The sequence below is a fragment of the Pseudomonas sp. FA-1 genome (assembly GCF_056856075.1).
The window spans coordinates 45,822-68,209 of sequence record NZ_JBWXTH010000016.1; the positions used below are offsets into that span (position 1 = coordinate 45,822).

General features: G+C 65.0%; 22 protein-coding genes and 1 riboswitch. Of the genes, 7 read left to right on the plus strand and 15 right to left on the minus strand.

Going from position 1 to position 22,388, the window contains the following annotated elements; translation table 11 throughout:
• Positions 1 to 6: 6 nt before the first annotated feature.
• The 4 genes from AC1MHZ_RS22295 to pvdM all read right to left on the minus strand — a co-directional run bounded on the left by AC1MHZ_RS22295 (position 7) and on the right by pvdM (position 5,082).
• Positions 7 to 1,338 carry a lysine N(6)-hydroxylase/L-ornithine N(5)-oxygenase family protein gene (locus tag AC1MHZ_RS22295; RefSeq protein ID WP_084857467.1) on the minus strand — a complete coding sequence of 444 codons (1,332 nt, stop codon included), beginning with the start codon at positions 1,336 to 1,338 and terminating at the stop codon, positions 7 to 9.
• 215 nt (positions 1,339 to 1,553) lie between these two features.
• The gene (gene pvdO / locus AC1MHZ_RS22300) at positions 1,554 to 2,426 is read right to left on the minus strand and encodes a dihydropyoverdine dehydrogenase (protein ID WP_084857469.1); all 873 of its coding nucleotides are present in this window, start codon (positions 2,424 to 2,426) and stop codon (positions 1,554 to 1,556) included.
• Positions 2,427 to 2,438: 12 nt separating this feature from the next.
• Positions 2,439 to 3,716, minus strand: a complete 1,278-nt coding sequence (gene pvdN, locus AC1MHZ_RS22305) for a pyoverdine-tailoring periplasmic protein PvdN (RefSeq protein WP_084857471.1) — start codon at positions 3,714 to 3,716, stop codon at positions 2,439 to 2,441.
• 16 nt (positions 3,717 to 3,732) lie between these two features.
• Complete coding sequence (gene pvdM, locus AC1MHZ_RS22310) at positions 3,733 to 5,082, minus strand: pyoverdine-tailoring dipeptidase-like protein PvdM (protein ID WP_084857473.1); 1,350 nt, start codon at positions 5,080 to 5,082, stop codon at positions 3,733 to 3,735.
• Positions 5,083 to 5,263: 181 nt separating this feature from the next.
• Here pvdM and AC1MHZ_RS22315 point away from each other — a divergent pair, with 181 nt between their 5' ends.
• Positions 5,264 to 5,689, plus strand: a complete 426-nt coding sequence (locus tag AC1MHZ_RS22315; RefSeq protein WP_084857475.1) for a hypothetical protein — start codon at positions 5,264 to 5,266, stop codon at positions 5,687 to 5,689.
• Between the two features lie 57 nt (positions 5,690 to 5,746).
• On the opposite strand, the gene pbpG is transcribed toward AC1MHZ_RS22315, so the two are convergent.
• Entirely contained in the window at positions 5,747 to 6,673 is a 927-nt protein-coding gene (gene pbpG / locus AC1MHZ_RS22320; protein WP_324812752.1) for a D-alanyl-D-alanine endopeptidase, read from the minus strand.
• Positions 6,674 to 6,932: 259 nt separating this feature from the next.
• Positions 6,933 to 7,115, minus strand: coding sequence for a hypothetical protein (locus AC1MHZ_RS22325; protein WP_084857477.1), 183 nt, complete (start codon positions 7,113 to 7,115; stop codon positions 6,933 to 6,935).
• Positions 7,116 to 7,290: 175 nt separating this feature from the next.
• Here AC1MHZ_RS22325 and AC1MHZ_RS22330 point away from each other — a divergent pair, with 175 nt between their 5' ends.
• On the plus strand, positions 7,291 to 8,112 hold the full coding sequence (locus AC1MHZ_RS22330; RefSeq protein ID WP_482966933.1) for a shikimate 5-dehydrogenase: 822 nt from the start codon (positions 7,291 to 7,293) through the stop codon (positions 8,110 to 8,112).
• Positions 8,113 to 8,190: 78 nt separating this feature from the next.
• Here AC1MHZ_RS22330 and AC1MHZ_RS22335 read toward each other — a convergent pair whose 3' ends face one another.
• From AC1MHZ_RS22335 to AC1MHZ_RS22345, 3 genes are all read right to left on the minus strand, one after another.
• Positions 8,191 to 8,439, minus strand: coding sequence for a hypothetical protein (locus AC1MHZ_RS22335; protein ID WP_084857480.1), 249 nt, complete (start codon positions 8,437 to 8,439; stop codon positions 8,191 to 8,193).
• Between the two features lie 97 nt (positions 8,440 to 8,536).
• Positions 8,537 to 9,058 carry a lactoylglutathione lyase gene (gloA, locus tag AC1MHZ_RS22340; RefSeq protein ID WP_084857481.1) on the minus strand — a complete coding sequence of 174 codons (522 nt, stop codon included), beginning with the start codon at positions 9,056 to 9,058 and terminating at the stop codon, positions 8,537 to 8,539.
• Positions 9,059 to 9,280: 222 nt separating this feature from the next.
• Positions 9,281 to 9,643 carry a histone-like nucleoid-structuring protein, MvaT/MvaU family gene (locus AC1MHZ_RS22345; protein WP_084857483.1) on the minus strand — a complete coding sequence of 121 codons (363 nt, stop codon included), beginning with the start codon at positions 9,641 to 9,643 and terminating at the stop codon, positions 9,281 to 9,283.
• Between the two features lie 359 nt (positions 9,644 to 10,002).
• On the opposite strand from AC1MHZ_RS22345, the gene AC1MHZ_RS22350 reads away from it, so the two are divergent.
• Both AC1MHZ_RS22350 and cobF read left to right on the plus strand, forming a co-directional pair.
• On the plus strand, positions 10,003 to 11,292 hold the full coding sequence (locus AC1MHZ_RS22350; protein WP_084857485.1) for an OprD family porin: 1,290 nt from the start codon (positions 10,003 to 10,005) through the stop codon (positions 11,290 to 11,292).
• 63 nt (positions 11,293 to 11,355) lie between these two features.
• Entirely contained in the window at positions 11,356 to 12,105 is a 750-nt protein-coding gene (gene cobF, locus AC1MHZ_RS22355) for a precorrin-6A synthase (deacetylating) (protein WP_482966934.1), read from the plus strand.
• A gap of 177 nt (positions 12,106 to 12,282) precedes the next feature.
• Here cobF and AC1MHZ_RS22360 read toward each other — a convergent pair whose 3' ends face one another.
• The 4 genes from AC1MHZ_RS22360 to lpxO all read right to left on the minus strand — a co-directional run bounded on the left by AC1MHZ_RS22360 (position 12,283) and on the right by lpxO (position 16,718).
• Complete coding sequence (locus AC1MHZ_RS22360; RefSeq protein WP_482966935.1) at positions 12,283 to 14,409, minus strand: TonB-dependent receptor; 2,127 nt, start codon at positions 14,407 to 14,409, stop codon at positions 12,283 to 12,285.
• Positions 14,410 to 14,519: 110 nt separating this feature from the next.
• A riboswitch (cobalamin riboswitch) is annotated at positions 14,520 to 14,725 on the minus strand.
• Positions 14,726 to 14,767: 42 nt separating this feature from the next.
• Complete coding sequence (locus tag AC1MHZ_RS22365) at positions 14,768 to 15,337, minus strand: GNAT family N-acetyltransferase (RefSeq protein ID WP_084857490.1); 570 nt, start codon at positions 15,335 to 15,337, stop codon at positions 14,768 to 14,770.
• A gap of 55 nt (positions 15,338 to 15,392) precedes the next feature.
• Entirely contained in the window at positions 15,393 to 15,737 is a 345-nt protein-coding gene (locus AC1MHZ_RS22370; RefSeq protein WP_084857491.1) for a carboxymuconolactone decarboxylase family protein, read from the minus strand.
• An 81-nt stretch (positions 15,738 to 15,818) separates the two neighbouring features.
• A complete protein-coding gene (gene lpxO / locus AC1MHZ_RS22375) occupies positions 15,819 to 16,718 on the minus strand; it encodes a lipid A hydroxylase LpxO (RefSeq protein WP_196146466.1) in 900 nt (299 codons plus the stop codon).
• A gap of 194 nt (positions 16,719 to 16,912) precedes the next feature.
• Here lpxO and thpR point away from each other — a divergent pair, with 194 nt between their 5' ends.
• The gene (gene thpR / locus AC1MHZ_RS22380; RefSeq protein WP_084857493.1) at positions 16,913 to 17,458 is read left to right on the plus strand and encodes an RNA 2',3'-cyclic phosphodiesterase; all 546 of its coding nucleotides are present in this window, start codon (positions 16,913 to 16,915) and stop codon (positions 17,456 to 17,458) included.
• A 305-nt stretch (positions 17,459 to 17,763) separates the two neighbouring features.
• A complete protein-coding gene (locus AC1MHZ_RS22385) occupies positions 17,764 to 18,969 on the plus strand; it encodes a sugar transporter (RefSeq protein ID WP_482966936.1) in 1,206 nt (401 codons plus the stop codon).
• 16 nt (positions 18,970 to 18,985) lie between these two features.
• Here the strand turns inward: AC1MHZ_RS22385 and AC1MHZ_RS22390 are convergent, their stop codons facing one another.
• Positions 18,986 to 19,885 carry a LysR family transcriptional regulator gene (locus AC1MHZ_RS22390; protein ID WP_084857499.1) on the minus strand — a complete coding sequence of 300 codons (900 nt, stop codon included), beginning with the start codon at positions 19,883 to 19,885 and terminating at the stop codon, positions 18,986 to 18,988.
• Positions 19,886 to 19,988: 103 nt separating this feature from the next.
• Here AC1MHZ_RS22390 and nfsB point away from each other — a divergent pair, with 103 nt between their 5' ends.
• Positions 19,989 to 20,639 carry an oxygen-insensitive NAD(P)H nitroreductase gene (gene nfsB, locus AC1MHZ_RS22395; RefSeq protein WP_084857500.1) on the plus strand — a complete coding sequence of 217 codons (651 nt, stop codon included), beginning with the start codon at positions 19,989 to 19,991 and terminating at the stop codon, positions 20,637 to 20,639.
• A gap of 52 nt (positions 20,640 to 20,691) precedes the next feature.
• Here nfsB and AC1MHZ_RS22400 read toward each other — a convergent pair whose 3' ends face one another.
• The gene (locus tag AC1MHZ_RS22400; protein WP_482966937.1) at positions 20,692 to 22,140 is read right to left on the minus strand and encodes an MFS transporter; all 1,449 of its coding nucleotides are present in this window, start codon (positions 22,138 to 22,140) and stop codon (positions 20,692 to 20,694) included.
• Positions 22,141 to 22,388: the final 248 nt, after the last annotated feature.

Genomic DNA, 22,388 nt, shown 5'->3' on the forward strand with positions numbered 1-22,388 from the left:
CCGGCTTCAAGCGTTGAGGAGTTGAGCGACCGGGCGGGGCTCGCGGGCCTTGCCCAAGTGCTGGTACAGCGAATGGCTGATCTCCTCGGCACGGGCCGGGAGTACCGACAGCAGCGTGTCGCTCAGGCCGTGGCTGGTTTCGCAGAAGCCTTGCAGGTACACGTTGGCACGCATTTGCGGTTGGCTCAGGGCGCGGTAGTCACGGTCGACTTGGTAGTCCTTCAGGTAGCCTTCCAACGGGGCCAGCAGTTCGCGGTGGGAGCGGCGCTCGTAGCCAGTGGCAAGAATCACGGCGTCGTAGCGGTGGGTCTGGTCCTTGCCGGTGGCGTGGTCGCGCAGGGTCAGCTCGATGCCGTCGGCAGTGGCGCTGACCGCCTCTACCGCACGGCGGCACAGCACCGCGTGGCGGAACTGGTGGGAGACCTTTTGGCGGTAGAGGATGCCGTAGATGCGTTCGATCAGGTCGATGTCGACCACCGAATAGTTGGTGTTGTGGTATTCCTCGATGAGTTTTTCGCGGTCCTGTGGAGGTTGGTTGAACACCAGGTCCGTGTAGCTGGGGGCGAAGATCTCGTTGACGAACGGGCTGTCATCGGCGGGCTTGAGGGCAGTGGAACGCAGGACCATGTCGACCTTGACCGAGGGGTAGCTGTCGTTGAGGTCGATGAAGGCCTCGGCGGCGCTCTGGCCGGAGCCGATGATGGCGATGCGCATCGGATGGCCGCTGGCGCACGGCAGTTGCTCCAGGGCGGCCAGGTACTGGGAGTGGTGGAAGACGCGCTTGTCATGGCGGTAGGGGGCGAACACCGCCGGGATGCGAGGCGAGCCGCCGCTGCCGACCACCACCGAGCGGGTCAGGCGGGCGTGTTCGCGGCCTTGGGCGTCACGGGAGATCACGCGCAAGGTGTTCACCTGCCCATCAGCGACCACCGGCTCCACGCGCAGCACCTGCTCGCCGTATTGGGCCTGGTCGGCGAAGTGCTCGGCGACCCAGCGCAGGTAGTCGTTGAACTCCAGGCGGCAGGGGTAGAAAGTGCCGAGGTTGACGAAGTCGATCAGCCGGCCCTGCTTGTGCAGGTAGTTGACGAAGCTGTAGGGGCTGGTGGGATTGCGCAGGGATACCAGGTCCTTGATGAAGGAGATCTGCAGCTCGCTCTGGGTCGCCAGGGTGTTGCCGTGCCAGCGGTAGTCCTGCTGCTTGTCGAGGAACAGCGCGTCGAGGGTCTGGCCGCTGCTGATGGCCTTTTCTTCCAGGGCAATGGCCAGCGCCAGGTTGGAAGGGCCGAAGCCCACGCTGATCAGGTCGTGGAGCTTGTCGTGCGAAGTCGTCTGGCTCATGGTCGTCGGTTCCTTGAATGTGCGGCCGGGTAGGGCGGAAGGGCCAGGCGCCATGGGCGGCCTGGGCCTGTTCTTGGAACGAGCGGTGGAAGGGGGAATTTAGCGGGCAAAGGCCCCCGGGCGGGTTTACCCGCGAATACCGGCGCAGCTGGTGTTGCCTTCTTCGCGGGTGATCCCGTTCCCACAGGGCGCGCGGCGTGCTTACAGGTTGTGTTCTACAGTTCGCGCGCCACACGCAGGCCGAGCCAGTCGCCACGGACGTCGGGCGAGCGGGTGTTGCGGTTGCCGGAGCGGGAAAAGATCGGCGCTTCGGTCCAGTCGTTGCCGCGGATCTGCCGGGTCTTGCAGTCGCCGCCGGCCAAACCGTCGGTCCAGGCACTGCCGTCGTCGGGCGCGCCATCGTAGTTGGGGCTCCAGCAGTCGGCGACCCATTCGTAGACATTGCCATGCATGTCGTAAAGGCCGAAGGCATTAGGTGGGTAGCTGCCCACAGGTGAGGTGTAGCTGTAGCCATCCTTGGGGCCATAGGTGTTGGCGTTGCGGCTGATCTCGTAATCGGCATCCGGGTCCATCGCGAAGGGGAAGGGCCCGGTGCTGCCGGCACGGGCCGCGTATTCCCGTTCGGCCTCGCTGGGCAGGCGATAGTGCTTGCCGGTCTGTTTCGACAGCCAGGCGACATAGCCTTCGGCGTCCTGGAAACTCATGCACACCGCAGGCTGACGTGGCCCTTGCGGGTAGCTGGGCTTTGAGGCCGTGCAGCGCCGGCCCGGGCGCTCGTCGCCGTCGGCGATGCGGGTGCCGGAGGCCTTGAGGTAGGCGCTCCATTCGCCGGCGGTCACCTGGAAGCGGCCGATGGCGAAGGGCTTGGCGAAGGTCACCCGGTGCACCGGGCCTTCGTCGTCCTGGCGGCCGAGTTCGTCGTCGGGAGTGCCCATTTGGAAGCTGCCGGCCGGGACCACGACCATTTCCGGGCAGGCGGCCTTGCAGTCGCGAAACACCGTGCTGGGTTTCGTATCCGCGGCCTGGGCCGACAGGCCGCAGCTGGCCAACAGAGTCGCCAGGGTCAGGCGATACAGAGGTAGGTTCATTGGGATGCCTTGTCAGAAGTGCTGGGTGAGCAGGGCCATGGCCCGGTCGATCTGCTGCTCGTCGTTGAGCAGCCCCGGAGCGAAGCGGATCACGGGGCCGACGTCACGGTCGACGGCATCGACCATGACGTTGTTGGCGATCAGGTGGGCCGCCACCGCGTCGCAGTCGCGGCCCTCGATGCGCAGGAAGGTAAAGCCTGCGCAGAATGCCTGGCTGCGCGGGGTCACCAGCTCGATCGCCTTGTGCTCGGCCAGGTGCGCCTTGAGGTAGTCGTTGAGCTGGTGGATGCGTGCCTGGACGTCGGCCTTGCCCAGCGTCAGGTGCAGTTCGAAGGCCTTGCCCAGGGCCCAGCGATGTTCGAAGGCATGGTAGCCGCCGGGCGTCATGATGGTGCCGAAGTCTTCGTTGCGCGAGAAGGTGGCGAAGGTCGGCGTCAGGTGCTGCATCTGCTGCGAAGCGGCGCAGATGATGCCTGTGCCGCGGGGGCCGAACATCCACTTGTGGGTACCGGCGATGAAGTAGTCGCAGTTGAAGTCGGCGAAGCGTTGGTCCTCCACGCCGAACCCATGCACGCCATCGACCACATAGAGGATGCGTTCCTCTTCGCTGCGTTCGCGGTTGTGCTGGCGCACCAGCTCGCCGATCGCGCCCACTGGCAATTTCACCCCGCTGCCGGAGTGTACCCAGGTCATGCCCAGCACGCGGGTCTGGGGGCGGATGTTCTGGTCGATCAGGCTCAGCACGCGGTCGATGGAGACCTCTCGTGGGTGGTCGAACAGGCGCAGCTTGCGCACCTGGGTGCCGTGCTGGCGCTGGCGGAACGCCAGACAGTTGCGGGTGGAATAATGCTCGTGCTCGGTGGTGAGGATCTCCTGGTGCGCTGCCACGTGCAGGCCGCCGTAGATCATGCCCAGGCCCTCCGTGGTGCTGCCGGTCAGGGCGATCTGGCGTGGTTGCACCTCCAGGTAGTGGGCTGCCCATTGGCGCACTTCGTCTTCGCGCCGCCATTCGTACTGGCTTTCCCAGTCCATGCGCAGGGCTGGGTTGCGGTCGAGGTCGGCGCGGTGCCGGTCGATCGCTTCTTGTACCGGGCGCGGATGGGCGGTGATCAGGAAATTGGCGAAGTGGGCCACGTCGGGGGCCAGGGGGAACAGGGCGCGCAGGTTGCGCCATTTGTCGGGGCCGGCCAGAGGGGGCGGCGCCGGAGTGGCCGCCAGTGCCTGTGGCAGCAGCGGCAGGGCGGCGGCGACCAGGCCAGCCTGCTTGAGAAAGGTACGACGGTTGCTCATGGGCGGCAGGCCTTGTTCAGTGGGTGGTAGCGACGGGGTGGCCGGCGCTCTGCACCTGTTCCCAGACGCGCAGGAAGTTGCCGGCCCAGAGCTTGGCGATATCGGTTTCGCTGTAGCCGCGAGTGAGCAGTTCGGCGGTGACATTACGGATCTCACTGACATCCTTCCAGCCGTCCAGGCCACCGCCTTCGTTGAAGTCGGAGGCGATCCCGACATGGTCGATGCCGACCTTCTTCACGATGTAGTCGATGGCATCGACATAGGCCTTCAGGCCTACCTTGGGCTCTTCGTCGAGGATGTCGTAGAGGCTGCTGGCGTATTCGCCGAAGCGTTGCTCAGGCCAGATAGTGATGGCTGGGTCACCTGGCATCAGGGCATAGTTGAGGTCCTTGAGCGGGCCCAGGTCGAAGCGCGCGCGCAAGCGTTCGAGTTTGTCCAGGGTTGGCTTGCCCAGGGGCTTGAGGTAGGCGCCGAAGCCGACCACCTGGATCAAGCCGCCGCTGTCCTTGATCAGCTGCATCTCCTTGTCGCTCAGGTTGCGGCGGATATCCACCAGCGCGCGCGGCGCTGAATGGGAGGCGACGATCGGGGCCCGGCTCAGGCGCGCCACGTCTTTCAAGGCCAGGGTCGACATCTGCGAGACATCAATGATCACACCCAGGTCGTTGAGTCGGCGCACCGCCTGCTCGCCGATCGGCGACAGGCCGCCCAGGGCATCGGCGGTGTCGTTGAAGAACGGCATCGGCCGCGACGAGTCGGCCCAGCTGTTGTTGCCCACATAGCTGAAGCCGAACATGCGCATGCCGCGTTTGGCCCACAGGTCGAGCTGCGACAGGTCCTGGCCCATCGGGTAGGCATTGAGCAGGCTGATGAACACGGCGAACTTGCCTTCGCCGTTGAGGCGGCGGAAGTCGGCCGGGGTATAGGCGATACCGGCCTGGTTGGGGAAGTCGCGCACCAGGTTGCTGATGATCCGGTAGCGCACCTCCTGCTGGTGGCGCGCTTCGTCGACGAAGCCCGACGTGGGCTTGTGCGGGGCATTGGGGCCGTTCCACATCTCCGGCCAGGCCAGGATGGTCAGCGCAGCGCCCGACAACCGCCCCTTGCCGGCCTTGACCAGGTCGAAGGGGTACGGGCCGTCCTTGTCCACCTCCTGGCCTTGGGTGCCGAAGGTCAGTGGCACGGTGATGTGGCCATCGAAGGAGAGCATGTGTTCGTGCATGTCCTCGGCCTGCTGGACGATCTTGCGCGGGTAGCCGGCGTTGGCCTTCCAGTAGAAGTAGCCGGCGGCCGCGCCTCCCACGGCGAGCGCCAGGGCCAGGGGCAGGCCGATGTACAAGGCTTTGCGGGAACGGGTCTTGGTCATTGCCATCTCGTTGCAGGGCTGATCGGGCGGCCTGGTGGCGCAACGGCGCGCGGGGCCAGGCGTGGGTATCAGGTGGACGAGTGGCGGTGCGGCAAATTTATCGGCCACGTGCGATTCAAGAAGTGCGCCCGGCCGCCGATAGGGAGGTCAATGCGAAGACTCACTGCAAGGAAGGTATGACATGGTCGCAATCACCGCCGCCACCCTCAATATCCCCGTCACCACCGGCGCTGTTGTGCAGGCTGGCGAAGGCGAGGGCAGTGAAAAGGCCGGCTTGACCCTGCAGGGTGATCTTTTCACTTTGAAAGGCGGCGCCCAGGCGAAATCGACCCAGGACGCCCAGGAAAGTGACGAGCCTGCGCACATCAAGCAGCTGCGCGAGATGATCCGCCAACTGCAGAAACAGTTGGCCGAAGAACAGAAGCAACTGGCGGCGTTGATGCAGAGCGACATGGACGAAACCACCAAGCTTGCGGCGATCTCGGCCAAGCAGGCCAGCATCGCCACGCTCACGGGAGAGATCCAGGCCGCCACCGCCTTGTTGCTCGAGGCCCTGCGCAAGAGCGGCGGCAGCAGCGCAGGCAGCATGGTCAGCGCTCTGGCCTGACACCGCGATCTGCTGTTGCACGCCCACCTGCAGGAGCGGGCGTGCACTTCATTGGCTTCAGTCCGACGCCAGGCGAGCGCGGTTCTGGCGTTCGGCCTTGTACTGCATGGCCACTGCCGGTGCCGGCTTGGCCGTGCCGGTTTCCAGCCACTGGCGCATGCGGCTGGCGTCGGCGAAGTGGGTGTACTTGCCGAAGGCATCCAGGATCACCATGGCCACCGGGCGGTTGTCCATCTTCGTCAGCAGCACCAGGCAGTGGCCGGCCTCATTGGTGAAGCCGGTCTTGGTCAGCTTGATGTCCCAGTTGCTCTTGTTCACCAGGTGGTCGGTGTTACGGAAGCCCAAGGTGTAGTTAGGCTTGCGGAACGCCACGGTCTTTTCGCGGGTGGTGGAGAGGTCGCCGAGCATCGGGTACCTGCGCGATGCCAGCAGCAACTTGGCCAGGTCCCGGGCGGTGGACACGTTCTGGGTCGAAAGACCTGTGGGTTCGACATAGCGGGTATGCGCCATGCCCAAGCTGCGGGCCTTGGCGTTCATGGCCTTGATGAAGGCGCTGTAGCCGCCTGGGTAGTGGTTGGCCAGGGAGTTGGCGGCGCGGTTTTCCGAGGACATCAAGGTGATCAGCAGGGTTTCGCGCCGGTTCAGCTGGCTGCCGAGCCGTACCCGGGAATAGACGCCTTTCATTTCCGGGTTGTTGGCTATGGTCATGGTGAGCATTTCGTCCATGGGCAGCTTGGCGTCGAGCACCACCATCGCGGTCATCAGCTTGGTCACCGAGGCGATCGGCACCACACGGTCGGCGTGGCTGGCATACAGCTCTCGGTTGGTGTTCAGATCGACCAGCAAGGCGCTGCCGGAAGCCAGGTGCAGCTTGGCGGGGTCGCGTTGGACCTGGGCCGGGGGTTGTGCAGCAGCAGTCGACGGAAGGGTCGCGGTTCCTGTGAGCAACAGCAGCAGGCTGAGGATGGACAGGGAAGTTTTCACGTTGAGGCTCACTAAAAGTTGGTATGTCGTTGGCTGTGCAAGGGTTTCCCCCAAAAAACCGTTGCATTGTGGAGTATGGCCGAAGTGCTGTCGATTGCTCGTTGAAGGCGGGCCGGGAAATGAAAAAAGCTTCATGCTGGAACGGTTCCGCGGTGGCCGTTTGTCGGTTGGAGAAGGGCGAGCTGGCGACATAAAAAAGCCCGCCTGAAAAGGCGGGCAAGGAGAGCGTCAAGGGAGCAAACGCACAACGAAAATTCGGTCAGGCAAGCAGGCTCGTGGCTTGCAGGCGGTCGGCCAACGCTTGTGCCGTGGCCCGGGAGGTCAGCGGTCCGCTGACGGTCTCGCCATTGCGGGTCAGGTACCAGCACGCCAGCAAGCCTTGTTCGCGCAACGTGGCGGGTACGGCACTGCCGATGACGGACATGATCTGGATAGTGGCCATGGGGACCTCCTGTGTGACATGACGCTACCTTATCGGCAGGCCACGGCCAGGTGAAATCAACGCCCTCGATAGTGGTCATTAGCTTTATCAACTTTCATATCCGGGCCCGGGTGCTCCCAGGCGGTTGCGTCTGCTACGCTGCGCAATCGATTCAGCCCCAGCAAAGGAGCAGGCAATGGCGATTCCACCGAGCAGAGACACCGTGCTGTGCATTTCCCTGGCCGGGCGGCCCGGTACGTTCGGGGTGCGTTTTCACAACCACCTCTATGGGCAGTTGGGCCTGGACTACTACTACAAGGCCATGACCACCCAGGACCTGCCGGCGGCAGTGGCGGGTATCCGTGCGTTGGGCATCCGTGGTTGCGGCATCTCCATGCCCTACAAGGAGGCCTGCATGGCCTTGGTCGATGAGGTCGACCCGTCCGCTGCGGCCATCGACTCGGTCAATACGCTGGTCAATACCCACGGCCATCTGAAGGCCTACAACACCGACTACCTGGCGGTACGCCAGTTGCTGGAGCGGCACCAGGTGGATCCGAACACAGCGTTCGCCCTGCGCGGCAGCGGCGGCATGGCCAAGGCGGTGGCCAGCGCCTTGCGCGATGCGGGCCTGCGTGAAGGGATCATCGTGGCGCGTAACGAGCAGGCCGGCCGGCAACTGGCCGATATGTGCGGGTACCGCTGGCAGGCAGAGTTGGGCGACCTGTGCCCGCCGATGCTGGTGAACGTAACGCCGATCGGCATGGCCGGCGGACCCGAGGCGGATGAGCTGGCCTTTACCGACCATGCCATCGCGGCGGCCGAGCGGGTGTTCGACGTGGTGGCGATGCCGGCGCGCACGCCGCTGATCCGCCGTGCCGAGGCGCTGGGCAAACCGGTGATCACTGGGCTGGAGGTGATCGCCTTGCAGGCGCTGGAACAGTTCGTGCTCTACACCGGCGTGCGGCCGACCGACGAGCAGGTGGCGCAGGCGGTTGCCTATGCGCGGCAGCCCTGAGTTTTTGGGAACACCTGTGGGGGCGGGCTTGTACCCGCCGCTCCCACAAGAGATCGTGTTGCTGCCTCGATGACTGGATCAGAACACCTGGTGATCGCCGTCGAGCTGCTGGTCCACCAACCATCGGCCATGGGCGAGGGCGGCGTGCTGGGCGTTCTCAAGGTCGGACAGGAACGCCATCTTCATCGGCAGTGACAGGCGCCTGCTGGTGTGACCTTCCGGGTCGGTGATCAGGCAACCGGCGGCAAACGGCAGGGGCGACCCTGGGTGGGTCATCACGCTGGCGGTGATGGTGTGGTCGCGGTATTCACAGTGAAGGGTTTGCATCGTCCTTACCTCGCTGTGGCTTGGAACAGGTCTATTCCATATACCACAGCGAGGGGCCGAGGGTTCCCGGCCCGACGAGCGTGCCTTGCCGGCGGGCTCAGAGCTCGGTTGGCTGGATGATCTCCACCCAGTAGCCGTCGGGGTCCTTGATGAAGGCGAGGTGCTTCATGCGGCCGTCGCTCAGGCGCTTCTGGAAGGGCACCTGCAGGGCTTCGAAGCGCTCGCAGGCGGCGCGTACGTCCGGTACCGAAATGCAGATGTGGCCGAAACCGCGCGGGTCGGTGTTGCCATCGTGGTAGGCGAATGCCGGGTCGTTCTCGGTGCCATGGTTATGGGTCAGCTCGAGGATGCCTGGGATCGACTTCATCCACTGGTGGCGTTCGGCGTCATCGGCCGGAATCTGCGCAGGGTCCACCAGGGCCAGGAAGTACAGGCTGAAGGCTGCTTCCGGAAAGTCGCGCTTGTCCACCAGGCTGAAGCCCAGCACGCGGGTGTAGAAGTCCAGGGACTTTTCGATGTCCTTGACCCGCAGCATGGTGTGGTTGAAGACGAAACGGGCGGTGGCGGCGTCCGGCTTGGCGGTAACGCCTGGCAGGGTTTGCAGATCGTGCAGGCTCATGGGTGCTCCAGGAACGAGGCCAGGGACGGGCCCTGGCGGTAAAGACAGGTGGGCCATGATACGGCAGTGAGGCGTGAGCGCAAATGAAAGCGCCCTGCACGAGTGCAGGGCGCTGGAATTAGAGGCCCGCGTGTGCGGGCGCGTGATGGGGTCGCTAGTCCTTTAGCTGGTTCGATACTGCGCGTGTCGATGTGAAAAAAGTGTGAAGTACGCGTTGATGTTTCATGTGCGTACCCAGCTTTCCACCGTCTTGGCGCCGTATTGCTCTTTCCAGGCCTTCAACCCGCGGTGGTTGCCGCCTTTGGTCTCGATCAGCTCGCCGGTGTGCGGGTTTTCGTACACCTTCACCACGCGGGGGCGGCGCTGCTGCTTGGGCGCTGCAGTCGGGGCCCGGGTGGCCGCCTTGGGGTCGAGGATGGCGATGATGTCGCGCAGGCTCTTGTCATAGCTTTTCATCAGGCCGACTAGTTTCTGCTCGAATTCGATTTCGCGTTTTAGGCCGGCATCCTTTTTCATCGCCTCCAGTTGCGCCATTTGTTCCTGGAGAGCTTTTTCGGCAGCACGAAACTCTGCAAGTCTGGACACTGTCATCACTCCTGTAAGTACCGTGGCGGGGCGTGACGAACATACAAAAAAAGCCATAAACGCCGGCCACGAGGATGGGTAAAGCTGTTCGCTGATATCGAGTGTAGTCTTCGAACTCATGAGGGTAAACCGCAAACTTTTTATAAGTAATCACGGAACTTTGCTAGTTTTTCGTGCGGTATTCACAGCGGTTTTCATAGTGCTCTTGAGGCCTACCTAGACCATGGTCCTATGGCTTGGTCTAGAGCGGCTGAGCGATCATCCAGGAAGCTGGCCGGGGTATTTGCCGACGGTCTTGTAGTGCCGGGGCGGCGTGCTGCCCCGGGTCGTTTTCGCTTTGTTCTGGATGTTCCTTTCGCATGTTTGCCCCATTCCCCCTTGCCCCCGGGCGTCGAGTTGCCGGCCTGTTCTTCCTGTGTGCCGGTGCCCAGGCCCAGGCCGCTGGTTTTCTTGAAGACACTACCGCCAAGCTCGAGGCGCGCAATGTCTATTTCAACCGGGATTTCCGTGACGGCCACAGCAGTTCCAGCCAAGGGGCGTCCAAGCGCGAAGAGTGGGCGCAGGGGTTCATCCTGAATGTGCAGTCCGGTTATACCCAGGGCACGGTGGGCTTTGGCGTGGACGCCCTGGGCATGGTCGGCTTCAAGCTCGACTCGAGCCCGGCGGACAGCAACAGCGGCCTGCTGCCGGCGTCCGGCCATGACCCGCGCCGTTCGGTCGACCAGTACGCCAAGCTGGGCGTGGCCGGTAAGGTCAAGGTGTCCCGCACGGTACTGCGCTATGGCTCGATGATGCCGGACATGCCCTTGCTCAAGTACAACGACGGCCGCCTGCTGCCGACGATGTTCCATGGCGCCATGCTCACCTCCGAGGAGGTGAGCGACCTGAAACTCACCCTGGCGCGCCTGAACCAGTACACGGCGCGAGACTCCACCGACCGCCAGGACATTCGCGTGCACTGCAAGAACAAGCGTTACGCCTGCGACACCGAGGCCGATCATTTCGACCTGGCTGGCGTCGACTACCGCTTCAGCGATCGCCTCAGCGGCCAGTACCAGGTGTCGCGCCTGGAGAACATCTACCGTCAGCAGTTCCTGGGCTTGGTGGCTACCCAGCCGCTGGCGCTGGGCAGCGTGTCGGCGGACCTGCGCCTGATCAAGAGCGATGACATCGGCAACGCCCGCGCTGGCGAAATCGACCACCGCGCCTTCAGCGGCATGCTCGGCTACAGCCTGGGCGGGCACAAGATCAGTGCCGGCTGGCAGCGCATGTATGGCGAGAGCGCCATGCCGTACCTCGACGGCAGCAACCCGTACCTGGTCAACTACGCCCAGGTCAACGACTTCGCCGCCGCCCAGGAGCGCTCCTGGCAGGTACGCTATGACTACGACTTCAAGGCCCTCGGCGTGCCCGGCCTGACCTTCTTCACCCGCTACATCAACGGTGACCATATCAAAGTCCCCGGCAGCACCGCTGAAGGCAAGGAATGGGAGCGCGATACCGAGCTCAAGTACCAGGTGCAGGGCGGTACCTTCAAGGACCTGAGCGTGCGCCTGCGCAACTCCACCTACCGCAGCAACTATGAGCGGTGGGCGCGGGACATGGACGAGACGCGGGTCATCGTCAGCTACAACTTCTCGATCCTGTAGGGCGTTTTGCCAAACACCGGCGGCCGGCCGACAATGGGCGCAGGCATCCGCGCGGGCAGGGCGATGAAAAACCTTCTGCTGATTGGCATCGGGCCTGGCGACCCCCGCCAGGTCACCTTCGAGGCCGTGGAGGCGCTGCGGCGCACCACGGTGTTCTTCATCCTGGACAAGGGCCCCGACAAGGACGAGCTGGCGCGCCTGCGCACGATGATCCTGGAGCGCTACGTTCCGGCCGGTGGCTACCGCCTGGTGCAGGTGGCCGACCCCAGGCGTGATGGGCAGGCGGCGGACTATGTCGGTGCGGTGCAGCATTGGCACCGACAGCGAGCGGCCTTGTATGGCCGTCTGCTCGAGGACGAGCTGGGGCCTGGCGATGTCGGCGCGTTCCTGCTCTGGGGGGAGCCTGGGCTGTACGATAGCACCCTGCGCGTGCTGGACTTGGTCCGGGAGCGCGGCTTGGCCCTTGCGCTGGAGGTAATCCCAGGTATCAGCAGCGTGCAGGCCCTGGCTGCCCGACATCAGGTACCGCTGAACCGCATCGGCGAGCCGCTGACCGTGCTGCCGGGCAGGCGCCTGGCCGAGCAGGGTCGGATCGACAATGTGGTGGTGATGCTGGACGGGCAGTGTGCCTTTGCTGACCTGGACGACCCGGCATTGACGATCTACTGGGGGGCGTACCTGGGAACCGAGGATGAGGTCCTGGTCGCCGGGCCGCTGCTGCAGGTCAAGGCGAAGATACTCCAGGTGCGGGAACAGATGCGCCAGCGCAAGGGGTGGATCATGGATACCTACCTGTTGCGGCGTGGGCAGTGATCCGCTGTTTCACCTTCATGCTCCATCGTTGGCACCCGGGAGAGCAGCGTGCGCGGTCCCTGTAGGAGCGGGCTTGTCCCGCGATCAAGGGCAAAGCCCTTGCCACCACCCGCGATGGCAGGTCCGGCCTAATCGCGGGACAAGCCCGTTCCTACAGGGGCGGCGCTGGCTTCGGGCTCAGAAGGTGTAGTCCACCGTGGCGAAATACGACCGGGGCGCGCCCAGCAGCCATAGGTCGCTGGTGTAGAGGTAGGAGGCCGCATACTCGCGGTCGAACAGGTTGTTCACCTGCAGCCCCAGGCGCACAGCCGGCAAGACCTGCCAGCCGATAGTGCCATCGACCACCGTATACCCCGGAACACTACCCTGGTTGGCTGCGCTGTCGTAACGCTGGTCCACGTAACGCAACCCAAGGCCGGCTTCGACATCCTGGCCCAGACCCTTGCTCACCCATAGGTTGGCCGTGCGCCGTGGCACGTTGGCCGGGCGGTTGCCGGCGCGGTCCATGATGCCGGTTGCGGTGTGCTCGAGATAGTCGTCGAACCTTGCGCGTACCACCGAGGCGTTGGCCGAGACCTGCCATTGGTTGGCCAATGCCAGCTCCACGGACGCTTCCAGGCCGTCGGACGTCTGCTGGCCGGCCTGCTGCAGGCCATGGTTCACCGGGTCGGCGACCAGCAGTTTGTGCTTGACGATGTGGTAGGCGGCCAATGTCCATTCGCCCCGGCCATCCCAGAAGCGCTGCTTGAGGCCCAGTTCCGTCTGCCTGGCTTTGGTCAGGTCGTAGCGCTGTTCCGGACGCAAGGTCAGCAGGTCGCCGATGCCGTCTTCGCTGGTGGAGTGCTGGCCATACAGGGACAGGTCCGGCGTGACCGCGAACACCAGGCCGGCACGCCAGTTGCCTCCGCGCAGGCTACGATCGCTACGGGTTTCATTCACCAGGTCGTTGCGCTCCACATGGTTTTGGTCGCGGCGCACACCGGTCACCAGCGACAGGCGCTCGGTCAGCGCGGTGCGGTTTTCCAGGAAGGTGGAGAATGTGTGGGTGACGGACAAGGTCTGCGGGCGTGTCGGCGACAGGCTGTGGAATCGGCCCGGGGCCGGGTTCCACGGATCGAGCGTGTCCACATTGCCGTCATCGAAGGGGGCATTGCTGTCGACGTTGAAGCGGATCTTGTTGTACTCGGCGCCGATCACGGTCTTGCTGGCGCGCCCGAACAGGGTATGGTCGAACGTGAAGCTCTGGCGGTCGCCGAACTGCTCCTGGTTGTGCTTGATCTGCAGGAAGCTGCCACGCTCGAGCACGCCATCGGCCGGGTTCCAGGTGTACGACTCGGCGTTGCGCCAATGCCGTCGGCTCTTGATGTAGTAGAGCTGGTTGCTGGCCGACAGGCTGTCGTGAATGTGCCAGTCGGTGTTCAGGCGCGTCCACTGGTCCCGATAGCGCTGCACGTCGTTGTCGATGTTGTAGTTCTTCTTGCGCAGGCTGCTGCGGTAGTGCCCATCGATCAGTGGGGTGCCGTAGTAGTTGGCCGGTTCGGTGTCGCCGCGTTCGTGGGCGAGGGTGAAACTCAGGTCGTCGCTGGCGTCCAGGCGCAGGGCGGCGCTCAGGGCCAGGCTGCGCGAGTCGGTGCGCTCGACCCAGCCGTTGCCGGCCTGCCGGTTCAGGGTCACCCGGTAGCTCAACCGTTGGCCAAGGCTGCCGCCGCTGTCCAAGGCCAGCTGTTGCCGGTCCCAGGCGCCGTAGCCCAGACGCAGGTGGTTGTGCACCGGCCCGGCGAACGGCTTCTTCGGGATCGCATTGACCACCGCGCCGGTGGCACCTTCGCCGTAGAGCACCGAGGCCGGCCCACGGATCACGTCGATCCGCTCAATCATCCATGGGTCGACCGGGAAGGTCAGGGTGCCTGCGCCACTGTACAGGCGTGAGCCATCGAACAGCGTCATCACCGAGCTTTGGCCTTCGAAACCCCGGGCCGAAAGGCCGGTGTTGCCGTCGCCTGGGCTGCCGGTGAAGGTGATGCCGGGCGAGCGGGTGACGGCGTCCTGGAGCGTGGCGTTGTTACGCCGCTGGATCTGCTCGGCGCTGATGGTGCTGGTGCTGGCCGGCGTTTCCAGCGCGCTCAGGCCCAGGCGCGAGCCGGCCTGGGTCGGGGTGCCCAGGTCGATGGCCTGCGGGTCGAGGGCCTCGGTGATCGCTGTAGAGGGGAGTGTCAGGACCTGGCCGTCGGGCTCATCGGGCCAGGCCGGCAGGGCGACGGCCAGGCAGGCCGCCAGGGTGTGAAGCTTGTAGATACGGGACATGTCGTTCCACGGTTGCAGGAAGGAATGGATCCCGGTGGAAACAACGCATGGAGACCTATCACGCACGCAGGGGCGCACGCGAAACCGGCCTGCGCCCGCCCACCGCGGGGTTGCCAACGAAACTCCAGGCCGGTCTCCGGGCTTGCGAGGGTCATGAACGCCTTCACCTTCCCATGCACAGGCACAGTGGTGTGTCGAAGGGTTCGCTCGCTTACCGTTGCGGGGGCAGCGCCGGACTTGTCCTGTAAAGGACGCACCGGCTTCCCGTTTCACCCTGCGCGCGGCGGCGCAGGACACCTGAAACTGGCGCGCATCTGACCATCGATCGGCGAGGGAGTCAAATGCGCAGGGGGAGGGGTCAGCGACCGCGTCGGCGCGAGACGCGGGCCTCGATGTTCTTGCGCCCGATCAGCAGCGGCGGCTTTTCCACCACCGGCTCATCGGCCAGCCATTTGTACATCACCAGGCAGTCCACCAGCCCCAGCTGGGCATGGCGGTAGGCCTTGGGCAGCCGGCCGACAGTCTCGAAGCCAAGCTTGTGCCACAGCGCCACGGCCACTTCGTTGCTGGCCACCACCGAGTTGAACTGCAGGGCCAGGAAGCCTTCCTGGCGTGCCAGCTTCTGCGAGTGTTCGCACATCAGCCGCGCCACGCCACGACCGCGGGCGGCCTCGGCGACCATGTAGCCACAGTTGCCGACATGGCTGCCGGGGCCTGCTGCGTTGGCCTTGAGGTAGTACGAGCCCAGCAGTTGGCCGTCGGCTTCGGCCACCAGGGTGTGCAGCGGCAGCGAAAGCCACAGGTGGCGGGCTTGCTCGAAGCTGAGGTCGGGGTCGAAGGCGTAGGTCTGGCGGGCCTGGACGATGGCCTGGAAGGTCGGCCAGAAGTGCTCGAAGTCTTCTGGCGTCATGGGGCGGATGTGAATCATTGCAGCTCCGTGGAGTCGGTTGGCCCGGCGCCGCCGCAGGGCGGCGCCGGTACGGTCAATCGTTGGCCTTGCCCACAGCGTCCATGACCCGGGCCGAATACACCAGGGCGGCGCCCGCATTCATCGCCACGGCCACGCCAAGGGCTTCGGCGATTTCCTCGCGGGTGGCACCGTGCTTGACGGCCTGCTGGGAATGGACGGCGATGCACCCATCGCAGCGGGTGGTGACGGCCACCGCCAGGGAGATCAACTCGCGGGTCTTGGCATCGAGGTGGTTGGTCTTGGCCCCGGCACCGCTGGCGGTCATGTAGCCGGTCACGGTGTCGGGGGACAGCTGCTTGAGATCGCCGATGCCGGCCATCAACTGCTTACGGTAGGCGTCCCAGTCCATCATGCTCATCGTCTTCACCTTGTAGGGTTGGCAACAGGAGCTTTCAGGCTAGTCGAAGATTCTACCCTTGCCCGCCTCTCAGGGGCCGCGTCAGATGTAGATGAAGAACAGCACCAGCGCCGCGACCACGGCCCACTTCTCCAGGTAGTAGCGGGTACGGTTGCGTTTCTTCATCGCCTTGCCGCGTTCGCGAATCTTGTAGATGCGGGTGAACAGGCGGTTGATGCCGCCGGTCTTGTCATTGGCATCGTTGGGCGCGGCGGCGGCGGCCATGACGTTGCGGCTGAACCAGCGGTTGAAGGCAGTTGCCCAGCGGTACTTGAGCGGGCGCTCGACATCGCAGAACAGAATGATGCGATTGTGCTCGGTGGTGTTGGCAGCGTAGTGGATGTAGGTCTCGTCGAACACCACCGCCTCGCCGTCGCGCCAGGAATACTTCTGGCCATCGACGTCGATGTAGCAGCCGTCGTCGTTCGGTGTGTCCAGGCCCAGGTGGTAGCGGTAGGAGCCGGCATAGGGGTCACGGTGACGTACCAGTTTGGCGCCCGGCGGCAGGGTGGCGAACATGGCCGCCTTGACCGTACCGATGCCCTGCAGCAGTTCGGTGGTGCGGGGGCACAGCTTCATGGCCGAAGGGTGGCTCTCGCCGTACCACTTCAGGTAGAAGCGCTTCCAGCCGGTCTTGAAGAACGAGTTGAAGCCGACGTCGTCGTAGTTGTCGGATTTCTTGATTTCACCCACGTGCAACAACTGCTGGGCTTCTTCGCGGATCTCCTGCCAGTGATCCTTCAGCGGCTGCAATTCCGGGAACGCCTCCACCGGCAGGTAGGGCTTGGCCGGGTGCCGGGAGAACAGGTACAGGAAGGCATTGACCGGGGCGAGGAAGCTGGAGTGGTCACCCAGCTGGCGGGTCAGTTTATGGCGAACCCGACCGCGCAGGTGAACATAGGCGATCGAGAGGGCGAAGATCAGTACGAGTGCGATTTTCATGGACGGATGCTTGTCGAAATGGCCACGCGTCATGGCTTGAGCCCGCCAGCATAAACAATCATGGAGGCGCTTTGTAGGATTAATCTCAGATTGCCAGGCAGACATTGGTACGAGGCGGTACCCGCCATGAGGGGTGAGGCTCAGGCGTGCCTGTGCGATGATGCAGCCATGCCTACGCAACAGGACCCTTGCCAATGCCAGTGGATGAACGGGAAAAAGGGCAACCGTTCAAGCGGTTGTTCTTCGCCCTGCCGGTGACCGATGCCCAACGCCGGGCCATGGCGCAGTGGCGCCGAGGCCTGGGCCTGCGCAGCGGCAAGCCGGTGCCGGCGGAAAACTTTCACCTGACTTTGCTGTTCCTGGGGGACGTGGACGCGGCCTTGGTGCCTGCGCTGTGCGCAGCCGTCGACAGCCTCAAAGGCCCGGACACGCCGCTGCGCCTGACCCTGGACCGCCTGCAGGTATGGCCACGGGCCAATGTGCTGGTGCTGGAGCCACAGGATACGCCGCCGGCCTTGCGCCGATTGGTCTATGCCCTGGAGCAGGCCGTGCTGCCGCTGGGCATCGCCGGGCAGGGCCGGGAATACCGAGCGCACCTGACCTTGTCCCGGGACTATCGCGCCCAGGTGCCGGAAGCTGCGGTGGCACCGGAGTTCTTCCTCGCCGCCCGGCATTTCACCCTCTATGAGTCACGCAAGGGGCGCTACTGGCCGTTGGCCGAGTGGCCCCTGGCAAATTGACCGTCAGGCCGGCTGCGCCTCGGCGTTGACGAACCGCTGTGCACCAAGGCACGGGCAGGTAATGCTTGAAGTGTTCGCCGTAGCTACTTTGGTGGCTGTGAGGTCGAGCGCCGCCCGCGCGGCGCTCGATCTCACGGGCAGCACCTGCCTCAAGACCGATGCCGCCTCTCAAGGGTTGTGGGGCCCAGACGCGATGCGTACCATGCCGGCATTCCTTCCAATAACAAAACCGCGCGTCACCGGCCTTGAACTGAGCGGGTGATGGGCGGCCTATCGCCTTGTCTTCGGAGATCAACAACCCTTCCATGAACGGACCTACCCCTAGTGTTCTGCCGCCAACCGCCGGTACCGGCAGCTGGCTGAGTGTCGTCGCCCTGGCCCTGGCGGCCTTCATCTTCAATACCACTGAGTTCGTCCCGGTGGCGCTGCTCAGTGACATCGGCCGCAGCTTCGAGATGACCACGGCCCAGGTCGGGCTGATGCTGACCATCTATGCCTGGGTGGTGGCCCTGGCGTCGCTGCCGATGATGCTGCTGACCCGCAACATCGAACGCCGGCGCCTGCTGCTGTTCGTGTTCCTGGTGTTCATTGTCAGCCACCTGTTGTCCTGGCTGTCCCAGAGTTTCGCCATGCTGCTGGTCAGCCGCATCGGCATTGCCCTGTCCCATGCGGTGTTCTGGGCCATCACCGCCTCGCTGGCAGTGCGTGTGGCGCCACCTGGTCAACAGGCCAAGGCCCTGGGCCTGCTGGCCACCGGCACGACCCTGGCGATGGTCATGGGTATCCCCCTGGGCCGGGTGGTGGGCGAAGCCCTTGGCTGGCGTGTGACGTTCCTGAGCATTGCCGGGGTGGCGCTGGCCACCATGCTCTGTCTGATGAAATCGCTGCCGTTGCTGCCCAGCCAGAACTCCGGCTCCCTGCGCAGCCTGCCGATCCTGTTCAAGCGCCCGGCGCTGGTCATCACCTACCTGCTGGTGACCTTGGTGATCACCGCGCAATTTACTGCCTACAGCTATATCGAGCCGTTTGCCTTGCACGTGGCGCAGATCGGTGGCGAGCGCACCACGCTGCTGCTGTTGCTGTTCGGTGGCGCGGGTGTCTTCGGCTCGCTGTTGTTCAGCCGCTACAGCGACCGCTTCCCCCATGGCTTCCTGGTGGCGGCGATCGCGGCCCTGGCGTCCTGCTTGCTGATGCTGTTGCCGCTGTCGGGCAATTTCTATGTATTCGCCGCCTTGAGCATGGTCTGGGGCGTGGCGATCCTGAGCTTCAGCCTGTCGCTGCAATCGAAGACCCTCAAGCTCGCCTCGGATGCCACCGATGTGGCGATGGCGCTGTTCTCGGGGATCTATAACATCGGCATCGGCGGTGGCGCGCTGTTGGGCAGCATCGTCAGCAGCCAGCTGGATGTGGCCTATATCGGCCTGGTGGGCGGTGCTGTCGCGGTGGTCGGGCTGGTGCTGGCCGCGGCCAGTACCGCGCGCTTTCGTGAAGCCCTGGGCAAACAGGGCTGAGCCTTGTCGGCACCGGTCATGGCGCACCGGGTGGCTGCAGCGCGGCGAAGCGCTCACGCAGCCACAGGTGCAGCTGCGACACGGCAGGTGACAGCTGCTTGCGGTGCGGGCACACCAGCGTCACCGGCGTCGGTTCGCCAAGGTGCTCGGGCAGCAGCACTTCCAGCTCACCTGCAGCCACATTGGCGCTGACATCCAGCCACGACTTGTAGACGATCCCTTCGCCTTCCAGGGCCCAGCGCCGCACCACATCGGCATCGTCGCTGAACAACGGGCCGCGCACCTGCACGCTGCGACTGCCCAGGCGCCACCGGTCGTACACCCGGCCCATCTGCAGGTACAGCAGGCACGCATGCTGTTGCAGCTCATCGAGCGTGCGTGGCCGGCCATGGCGCGCCAGGTAGCCGGGCGACGCCACCAGGACCCGGCGGTTCCAGGGCGCCAGGGGTAGGGCGATGTAGTTGGCGTCCTGGTTCAGGCCATAGCGGATAGCCACGTCCACCGGATCGCGGGCGAAGTCGGCGATCTGGTCGGAGAGAAAGAAGCGCAGGCTCAAATCAGGGTGTTCGCGGCGAAACGCACTGAGCCAGGGCAGCAGGAGATTGCGGCCCAGGTCCGAGGGCGCCGACACCTGCAGCACTCCGCGCAGGGTGCTATGGGCACCGTGCAGGTTGTCTCGGCCCTGGCGCAGGGTATCGAGCACGCTGTGGGCCGTGGGCAGGTACAGCTCGCCTTCGGCGGTCAGGCGCAGGCTGCGGGTGGTGCGGGCGAACAGGCGCACGTCCAGCTCGCGCTCCAGGCGCTTGATCGCCGCCGCCACCTGGCCTGGCAGCACGCCCGCCTCCAGAGCCGCAGCGGTGAAACTGCCCAGTGCACTGCTGCGCACGAACAGTTCGAGGTCGGTGATGCGCAGCATTTTCACTCCAGGGATGAAAGTGTTGTTGCATTGTGCCGCTTTTTCTTTTTCCCAGGAAAGATAAGATGCCCGGCACATTCCGTTCCCCTGAGGAGTTTCCCTGATGGATACCGTTGCCCTGGCCAAGCGCCGCTACACCACCAAAGCCTACGATGCCAGCCGTCGCATTCCCCAGGCGACCATCGACGCGCTGCTCGAACAACTGCGCCACAGCCCGTCCTCGGTCAACTCCCAGCCTTGGCACTTCGTGGTGGCCGACAGCGCCGAAGGCAAGGCACGCATCGCCAAGGCCACCGAGGCCTTTGCCTACAACACGCCGAAAATCCTCAACGCATCCCACGTGATCGTCTTCGCTGCCCGTACCGACATGACCGAAGCCCACCTGGAGGCGGTACTGGCGCAGGAAGCCGCCGACGGGCGTTTCCCTACCGAGCAGGCCAGGGCCGGCCAGGACCAGACCCGTCGCGGCTACGTGAATCTGCACCGCTTCGACCACAAGGACCTGCAACACTGGATGGAGAAGCAGACCTACCTGGCGTTCGGCACCGCACTGCTCGGCGCCGCTGCCCATGGCCTGGACGCCACGCCTATCGAAGGCTTCGACAGCAAGGCGCTGGACGCCGAGCTGGGCCTGCGTGAACGAGGCCTCACCAGTGTGGTGGTGCTGAGCCTGGGCTACCGCAGTGAGGATGACTTCAACGCAGGGCTTGGCAAATCGCGCTTGCCGGCGTCACAGGTGTTCACCTTCCTCTGAGGGCGCGGCAGGTCATCGCATGAAAACCGGCCAGGTGCGTACACCTGGCCGGTCATTCCTCCTGCGCCTGGGACAACGGGCGTGCCACCTGCTCCAAAGACCTGCGCTCGGCTGCCGTCCCCCATCGCGCCTGCACCAGCGCGGCAAAGACCATCAAGCCGGCCCCGATCAAATAGCCATACAGCACATTCGTACGTTCTCCCGTCTCGATCAGGGCGCCGAACAATGCTGGCCCGGCCAGCCCACCCAGGCCCGTGCCAAAGGCATAGAATACGGCGATGGCCAGGGCGCGGATCTCCAGCGGAAAGGTTTCGGCCACGGTCAGGTAGGCCGAGCTTGCCGCGGCGGAGGCGAAGAAGAAAATCACCATCCAGGCCAGCGTCTGCTGGGTGACGTCGAGCAGTTGCTGCTGGAACAGGTACCCGCTGATGCCCAGGAGTACGCCGGATATCAGGTACGTGGCGCTGACCATCAGGCGCCGCCCCCATACATCGAACAGCCTGCCCAACAGCAGTGGCCCACAGAAGTTGCCTAGGGCGAAGGGCAGCACGTACCAGCCGATGCGCTCGGACGGTACTCCGTAGAAATCGGTGAGGACCAGGGCATAGGTGAAGAAGATGGCGTTGTAGAAGAACGCCTGGGCGCCGAGCAGGGTCAGGCCGACCAGTGCCCGCCGCCGGTGGGCACCGAACAGGCAGCGCACGACCTCGCCCAAGGGCGTGTGGTCACGGGCATGCAGGCGCAGGGGCGGGCCTACGATGGCGGGGAGTGCGAGGCCACGCGCGCGGTATTGGCGCTCGATGCCGGCGACGATACGTTCGGCCTGTTCCGGTTGGTTGTGGATCAACAGCCAGCGTGGGCTCTCCGGGATCCACAGGCGCATCAGCAGGATCGCCAGGCCCAGCACCGCACCGATGCCGAAACACAGGCGCCAGCCCAGCTCACCGCCCACCAGTGCCGGGTCGAGCAGCACCACCGACCCCACCGCGCCAAGGGCGGCGCCCAGCCAGAAGGTGCCATTGATGGTCAGGTCCACCCAGCCGCGACAGCGGGCCGGGGTGAATTCCTGGATGGTCGAATTGATCGCGGTGTACTCACCGCCGATGCCGGCGCCGGTGAGAAAGCGAAACAGCAGGAAGCTCCACAGGTTCCAGGAAAACGCGGTCGCGGCCGTGGCGCCGATGTACAGGACCAAGGTGACGAAGAACAGCCGGCGCCGGCCCAGGCGGTCGGTCAGCCAGCCGAACAGCAGGGCGCCAAGTACGGCTCCGGCGATGTAGCTGGCGCCCGCCAGGCCGATCTCGGTGTTGCTCATCTGCAGCGTCGGGCTGTCCTTGAGAGCACCGGACACCGCGCCTGCCAGGGTCACCTCCAGGCCATCGAGCAGCCAGGTGATGCCCAGGGCCAGGACCAGCAGCGTGTGGAAGCGGGTCCAGGGCAGGCGGTCGAGGCGGGCGGGGATATCGGTGCGGTAGGCGCGACCGGTCTGGGGTTGGGGCACCAGGGGCTCCTGTCTGCTGGCGAGTGTGCGCATGGCAGTTGAGCCGCTGGCGGGGGGAGAGTTCATGTTTTTAAGCGTTTGGCGTAACGGCGTCGGGGGGGGGGGGGGGGGGGGCGGCCCCCCCCCGGGGGCCGCCGCCCCCCCCCCCCCCCCCCAAAACCCCGGCCCCCCCCCCCCCCCCGCCCCCCCACCCCCCCCCCCCCCCGGCCCCCCCCCCGGGGCGCCGCCCCCCACCACCCCCCCAACCC

Coding starts and splice junctions, on each gene's coding strand:
- AC1MHZ_RS22295 (WP_084857467.1), bottom strand. CDS start 1,338: ATGAGCCAGACGACTTCGCACGACAAGCTCCACGACCTGATCAGCGTG.
- pvdO (WP_084857469.1), bottom strand. CDS start 2,426: ATGAACCTACCTCTGTATCGCCTGACCCTGGCGACTCTGTTGGCCAGC.
- pvdN (WP_084857471.1), bottom strand. CDS start 3,716: ATGAGCAACCGTCGTACCTTTCTCAAGCAGGCTGGCCTGGTCGCCGCC.
- pvdM (WP_084857473.1), bottom strand. CDS start 5,082: ATGACCAAGACCCGTTCCCGCAAAGCCTTGTACATCGGCCTGCCCCTG.
- AC1MHZ_RS22315 (WP_084857475.1), top strand. CDS start 5,264: ATGGTCGCAATCACCGCCGCCACCCTCAATATCCCCGTCACCACCGGC.
- AC1MHZ_RS22325 (WP_084857477.1), bottom strand. CDS start 7,115: ATGGCCACTATCCAGATCATGTCCGTCATCGGCAGTGCCGTACCCGCC.
- AC1MHZ_RS22330 (WP_482966933.1), top strand. CDS start 7,291: ATGGCGATTCCACCGAGCAGAGACACCGTGCTGTGCATTTCCCTGGCC.
- AC1MHZ_RS22335 (WP_084857480.1), bottom strand. CDS start 8,439: ATGCAAACCCTTCACTGTGAATACCGCGACCACACCATCACCGCCAGC.
- gloA (WP_084857481.1), bottom strand. CDS start 9,058: ATGAGCCTGCACGATCTGCAAACCCTGCCAGGCGTTACCGCCAAGCCG.
- AC1MHZ_RS22350 (WP_084857485.1), top strand. CDS start 10,003: ATGTTTGCCCCATTCCCCCTTGCCCCCGGGCGTCGAGTTGCCGGCCTG.
- cobF (WP_482966934.1), top strand. CDS start 11,356: ATGAAAAACCTTCTGCTGATTGGCATCGGGCCTGGCGACCCCCGCCAG.
- AC1MHZ_RS22360 (WP_482966935.1), bottom strand. CDS start 14,409: ATGTCCCGTATCTACAAGCTTCACACCCTGGCGGCCTGCCTGGCCGTC.
- AC1MHZ_RS22365 (WP_084857490.1), bottom strand. CDS start 15,337: ATGATTCACATCCGCCCCATGACGCCAGAAGACTTCGAGCACTTCTGG.
- AC1MHZ_RS22370 (WP_084857491.1), bottom strand. CDS start 15,737: ATGAGCATGATGGACTGGGACGCCTACCGTAAGCAGTTGATGGCCGGC.
- lpxO (WP_196146466.1), bottom strand. CDS start 16,718: ATGAAAATCGCACTCGTACTGATCTTCGCCCTCTCGATCGCCTATGTT.
- thpR (WP_084857493.1), top strand. CDS start 16,913: ATGCCAGTGGATGAACGGGAAAAAGGGCAACCGTTCAAGCGGTTGTTC.
- AC1MHZ_RS22385 (WP_482966936.1), top strand. CDS start 17,764: ATGAACGGACCTACCCCTAGTGTTCTGCCGCCAACCGCCGGTACCGGC.
- AC1MHZ_RS22390 (WP_084857499.1), bottom strand. CDS start 19,885: ATGCTGCGCATCACCGACCTCGAACTGTTCGTGCGCAGCAGTGCACTG.
- nfsB (WP_084857500.1), top strand. CDS start 19,989: ATGGATACCGTTGCCCTGGCCAAGCGCCGCTACACCACCAAAGCCTAC.